The following is a 6039-nucleotide window of genomic DNA, read 5'->3' as shown; positions in this document are numbered from 1 at the left end:
GAGGTCCATCTCTGGGAAGCCACGGCCCATTGACCCGCTGTGGCCAGTTTCAGTTCGGGCTCTTGAATGACCCAGTCGGGGCCCGCCGCCTCGAACTTCTGCATCCCGAGTGTGAGACGACTCACATCGATCTTTTCGGGGGTGGCAGCAACCGTCGTTTGCAGGTCGAGCGTTCCAGCCAGCTTCCAGTCATCAACAGCGACGAATGGCCGCAGGCGGTTTTGCCAGCTCGCCAGATTTCCCTTAACTGATGCAGTCGCATCATAACTCGGAGACTTTGAAGTCAGGTCCACTGGTTTCTTGAGCCGTGCGTCGAATGCATCCGGACCACTCGTCAGATGCACTTCACCTTTGTCGATTCGTGTTAACCCGGATTCGGGGCTTGCCAAGCCGTCGGCGACGACAGAAAGCTCGAGGTGATTTTCTCGCCAGATTTGATCCTTCGAGACGGCGAAGACGAAATTGTCGAGCAGGATGCGGGAAGATAGCCCGACGTGATTTTCATCCGTGCGGCGCAGTTCACCGTCAATCGACATTTCACCCGCCATCTGCTGGATGCCAAGGTCGACAAACTGCTCCAGGTTCTCAAGCAGCCGCGTCAGGTCGCCTGTCGCTGTAAAGCGAGCATCTTCCAGGGTTCCGCTTCCCTTCACTTGAAGGAAGTCGGACTTGCACTCCAACAGGTCCACAACGACAGCTTCACTTTTCCGGTGAGCATTCATCTTCACAATGAGCGGTTTGTTCCAGGGGATCGTCTGGCCTTGATTGACCGCTGTCAGGCCTACGATGCCAGCCGCGCCTGACCAATGGCGAACACCATCGGAATCTGCCCCGACGAGCTCAATTTTGACATCGCCCCCTGTGATCTCGATGCCATCGCGAATTCGCAGTGTCTGCGGCAGCATCGCCGCCAATTTCTTGAGGTTGACATTGCCGGCGATGTGGTAATCTTCGTCACTCAGCAGAGACTGAACGAGTTCGATTGAGGATTTGTGAGAACTGCCTTCAAGTGGGATATCACCCGTCGCGGAGAATTCTCCGACATCGGCGACAAGTTTCAAATTGTTCATTGCCAGTCGGCCCTGCATCGTTGCAGCTCGGCCGGAGAGTTCGAGCCGGTCAAGTGCCAGGCGATCCTGCTGCAATGCCTGGATCCCGGCGACAATCAGCTTCTCAATCGAGACTGTTCCATTCCAGTCAAAATCGTATCCATTGGAATTGGGCGAGAGCTTGATTGAAGCATCTGCGTTCAGCTCACCGCCGACTTGCGCACCCGGTAGGAAGCGAGCAATTCCCGGAGCCAGTCGGGCCGTGTTCCATTGCGATGCGCGGAGCACCGCCGTTTTTACTGCCGAAGTTTCCTGAACACTGGAGTCCGTCGTGAGGGAGGGACTGCCGTAATGGGCAATCAGCCAGTCGGTGATGTCTGATTCGTGTGGGGGTGCCTTGGCGAGGGTTGCCGTGGGAATTCCGATCGACAGGTCGACCTCGTCCACTGCACCTTGTCGGGTCACGGCACGTACGCTGATCTGGTCGAATGTTGATTGCTGGTTCGAATCTTTGTTTTCAAGGACGATTCGTGCGTTCTCAATTTCGACTGTGATATCGGGTGCAGGTGTGGTGGATGTTGTGCTCTCACCGCTGGTGAATTGAGCGAGTTGGTCTTCGATATTGGAACCTTCGTTACGTAGGGAAACGTGAACGACCGGATCCTGGATGGTAAGTGTCCCCAGATCACTGGAATTCGTTGCCAACTGCCAGAGGGTGTTGGACGTTGAAATCTGCTGGGCCACCACCAAGGGCTGCCCCTGTTCGTCGTCGACCTTCAGGTCCTTGATGACAACTGGCGAGAACCACCCTAGCGAGATTCCACCAAAGGAGATCTGCCCCTGGAATCCAGGTGTAAAGGCCTTGGGAACGCCTTTTCCCAGGACGGTCGTTGCAATTATCGACGGGGCAAACCAGACAACGGCGCAGAGCAGCAGCAGCATGCAGCCGCCGATTTTCAGCCACGGGCTCCGTTTTCGGCGGGGTGCTCGCGTCGGCGTATGATCAACGTGGGGCAAAGGGGCCGGTGCCGTGTGTTCATCCATGATTCACGACCAGTAGCTAGAAGGAATGAGACAAGTTGCTGGCGGAATCATATTTTATTTTTTGCGATCAGGTCGACATCAGTATTTCCAGACGGACGAATCTCATTTCCGTGAGATCTCGGTCTTGTCGTAGAATCGAGTCGCTCCTATAACCCCTTCGTTCGGTGGACATCATACGATTCCGTCGGAGGTGCCAAACCTTTTGCGAGGGTTTGAATCGATTCAACAGTGAGTGCTAGACACTACTGGATTCCACCCTATTCGCCTGCGACTCCACCGTCGCAATCCCGATGTCGCACCGAACAGATTGAAGCCGCGATGTTCTTTTGATCATCGCGGCTTCTTTTCATCGCTCCCCGAATCCCCTCGCTCCACCGACTTCGCGGACACCGGCCGAGAAAGGGGGGCAGAGGAAGCTCGCAGTCAACCAGGACGAAACATCCTGATGAGGGGTTGAAGCTGTGATAGCTGACGTGGGGAGCGAGGTTTTTCATTCACAGAGTCAGGTCTTTACCTACTGTGAATGCCAGCCCAAACTTCGATTTCAGCCAGATCGCCGGCTGGGTTCAGCTGAGGGGCCCGAGCCAACGGTTCCGTTCCGAAAGGTCCCATTCCGTCACGCGGTCAAAGTGGACTTGTCGAGAAGTCTTAGTGTCCTGTGCGAAACATTTCTCATTACCTGGTGTCGTGACCGAAGGTCGGCAGTCACCGGAAACGGTTGGTCGACTGCCTTGAAGCGCAACTTCAGTCGCCGCTATTCGTCGCTTGACGATTCTCCATCGGTATCGGGTTTGGCTGATTTCTTACGACTGGCTCGTTTCAACGGGGATGGTTTCTCTCGTTCGGCTGCGGCCGCTCGTGCGTCAAAGATCTTGCGAACGGATTCCAGCAGCACTTCCATGGGGAAAGGCTTGCGCAAGTAGTCCGCCACACCCAGCATCTCTGCATAGGCTTTGTGTCGGCCCCCTTCGTTGGCAGTGATCATGATCACTGCCGGGGGAGCCGTTAGAGTCTTGAGGAATTCGAGGACAGGGAAACCTCCCATTCGTGGCATCATCATATCCGTGATGACGAGGTCAGGGTTGAGAGATTCGATCTGTCGCTGACCTTCGATTCCGTTCGGCGCGAGAAAAACACGATATCCATTTCCCGTGAGGACTCCGTGCAGCATCGACGCAATCTCACGATCGTCATCGATAATCAGAATCGTTTTCTCTGTCGGTTCAGCGGGCATTCGATCAACCTCGGCCGGGAGGAAATAACATCAGCGGGGTACTCAACATCCTAATGCGAGACCCGCGGCAGTCACAAGCCGAGTTAAAGTGTCCGGCTCGTTGCCGTCTGAGCGAACGGCGGGAGTGTCAGGTTACCATGGCCCAGGCGGAACGTGAATCAAGAGGACAAATGTCTTCACGTCAATGGGTGGATCCTGGTCCGTGATGGCAGTCGGACTTGATTCACTTGAGTAGACTGGTGAGAAACGAGTTTGCGGATTTGCAGATTGCGGCGTACAGAGGGCGGACAGATACGTTGGAGAGGTCACAATGTTGAAGGTGCAGAGCTGACAAGAAACCGGGGAGTTCGATTTTGCGCGTGGCAATCGAATCCAGTCATTGGCCCATTCGGTTCCAGCTCTTGCAGCTTGAGTGTTCTTCGGTGAAATGACGGGCAAGATTGAGGTGATGATTGTGGCTTCAGAGCTGACACAGCATTCTGCGGAATCGCTCTATCACTCCCTGGTGGAAAGTTTGCCCCTTTGTATTTTCCAGAAGGACAGGCAATTTCGGATTCTGTTCGTGAACCAGCGGATGTGCGATGCGCTGGGGGTGACGCTGCCTCAGATTCAGGGAAAGAACGATTTTGAGGTCTTTCCTGCTGACCTGGCCGAGAAGTATCGCAGCGACGACATGCACGTCATGGAGACCGGGGAATTGCTGGAGGCGGTGGAAGAAATCTCCGCCAGCGACGGAAAGCGAATTCACATCCAGGTACTGAAAGCCCCCATTCGTGATAGCCAGGGTGCAATCGTCGGCGTCCAGGGGATGTTCTGGGATATCACCGATCGACAGGCAACGGAAAACCAGCTCATTGAAGCTCATGGGTTTCTCGACTCGATCGTTGACAATGTCCCCATCATGCTGTTTGTCAAAGAGGCGGAAGAGCTGCGATTTGTGAAATTCAATCGCGCCAGTGAAGAACTCGTCGGCCTGTCTCGTGAAGATGTTCTGGGGAAATGTGACTTCGATCTTTTCCCGCAGGAACTGGCGGAATTCTTCACTCAAAAGGATCGTGCCGTATTGGCCAACGGAGTCATGGTCGAAATTCCAGAAGAGACTCTGGATACGCCAAATCACGGGCGGCGAATTCTGCGTACGAAAAAGATTCCGGTCATGGACTCAGACGGGAAACCTCGCTTCCTGTTGGGGATTTCCGAAGATGTCACAGAGAAGAGACTCACGGAACTCGCCTTGAAAGAAGCCAAAGAGGCGGCCGAATCCGCGAGCCGTGCCAAAAGTGATTTTCTGGCCAATATGAGCCACGAGATTCGCACTCCGATGAATGCCGTCCTGGGCATGACCGAGCTGCTGATGGATACCCCGCTGGATCGAACGCAGCGCGAGTACGTCAAGATGGTTCACGAATCAGGGGAAGCTCTCCTGGGACTCATCAATGACATTCTCGATTTCTCAAAGATCGAGTCTGGCAAGTTCAACCTGGACCGTACTGAGTTCGCTCTGCGTGAACTGCTGGGCGATACGATGAAGACCCTCGCCGTTCGTGCGTCGCACAAAGATCTGGAACTGGCGGTCCATGTTGCAAGCGACGTCCCATGCGTTCTGGTCGGTGACCCCGGTCGACTGCGGCAAATCGTCATGAACCTGGTGGGAAATGCGGTCAAGTTCACCGAGAAAGGGGAAGTGATTCTTGACGTCAGTTGCCAGTCCCACATCGAAGGAAAAGTGGAACTGTTGTTTCTGGTTCGCGACACGGGAATCGGAATCTCCCGAGATCAGATGGACCGCATCTTTCAGGCATTTGAACAGGCCGATACCTCGACAACGCGCCGCTACGGAGGAACTGGGCTGGGGCTGACAATCACGTCACGTCTGGTCGATTTAATGGGGGGATCGATCTGGGTCGAAAGCAACCCGGGGCAAGGAAGCACGTTCTACTTCACCGCTCGATTTGATGTCGGGGTCGAAACGGCGGGAAGTCATACCGGGCTGGCGGTGGCTCAGCTTGAAGGGCTTCGTGTTCTTGTCGTGGATGACAACGCGACAAACCGGCTGATTCTCACCGAGATTCTGGAAAACCACAAACTGGAGCCACAATCAGCCGGGAACGCAGCGCAGGCGATCGAGATGCTGCTCTTCGCTCAAGAGTCGGGTGAGCCATTTTCATTGCTGCTGACAGATGTCAATATGCCTGATGTCGACGGGTTTACTCTTGTTGATCACGTCCGCAAAAATGAAGTGTTGCGGGATCTGGCGGTCATCGTGCTCACTTCCGGCGACCGTCTCGGCGACCGGGATCGGTGTCAAAAGCTGAATGTGGTCTCGCATTTACGAAAGCCGATCAAGCAATCCGAACTCGTACAATCGATTGCGATGGCGCTCGGAACTGTCCGGCCTGAAAATGATCAACCGGTCCGCCCGCAAGCGGCGCCCTCCGCAGTTCGACCTTTGCGTATTCTGCTGGCGGAAGATTCATACCCGAACCAGGTACTTGCCTGTGGACTTCTTCGGAAACGGGGCCACATCGTTTCGGTCGCGAATCATGGTGAAGAAGCGATTGATATTCTGCAGTCGGAAGGATTCGATCTGGTTCTGATGGATGTCCAGATGCCCGTCATGGACGGACTGGAGGCGACGCGCGTGATTCGCAAGCTTGAAGGTCGCGAGAAGTTGCATCCTCTCAACCGGAATCCGCTGATTGTCGTTGCCAT

3 protein-coding genes are annotated in these 6039 nt (G+C 54.8%); 1 reads left to right on the top strand and 2 read right to left on the bottom strand.

Going from position 1 to position 6039, the window contains the following annotated elements:
- On the bottom strand, positions 1-2093 hold a 2093-nt coding region (locus VGE80_RS18180; protein WP_440593648.1), incomplete at its 3' end, for a hypothetical protein.
- Between the two features lie 754 nt (positions 2094-2847).
- On the bottom strand, positions 2848-3327 hold the full coding sequence (locus tag VGE80_RS18175) for a response regulator transcription factor (RefSeq protein ID WP_373649247.1): 480 nt from the start codon (positions 3325-3327) through the stop codon (positions 2848-2850).
- Positions 3328-3775: 448 nt separating this feature from the next.
- Between VGE80_RS18175 and VGE80_RS18170 the strand changes: the two genes are divergently transcribed.
- Positions 3776-6039: PAS domain-containing protein (locus VGE80_RS18170; RefSeq protein WP_440593647.1), on the top strand; the 2264-nt coding region annotated here is incomplete at its 3' end.

Origin of the sequence: Schlesneria sp. (assembly GCF_036405755.1) — a bacterium.
Taxonomy (GTDB): domain Bacteria; phylum Planctomycetota; class Planctomycetia; order Planctomycetales; family Planctomycetaceae; genus Schlesneria; species Schlesneria sphaerica.
The sequence above is the reverse complement of the archived record's forward strand: the minus strand, read 5'-3'. Positions and strand labels throughout refer to the sequence as shown.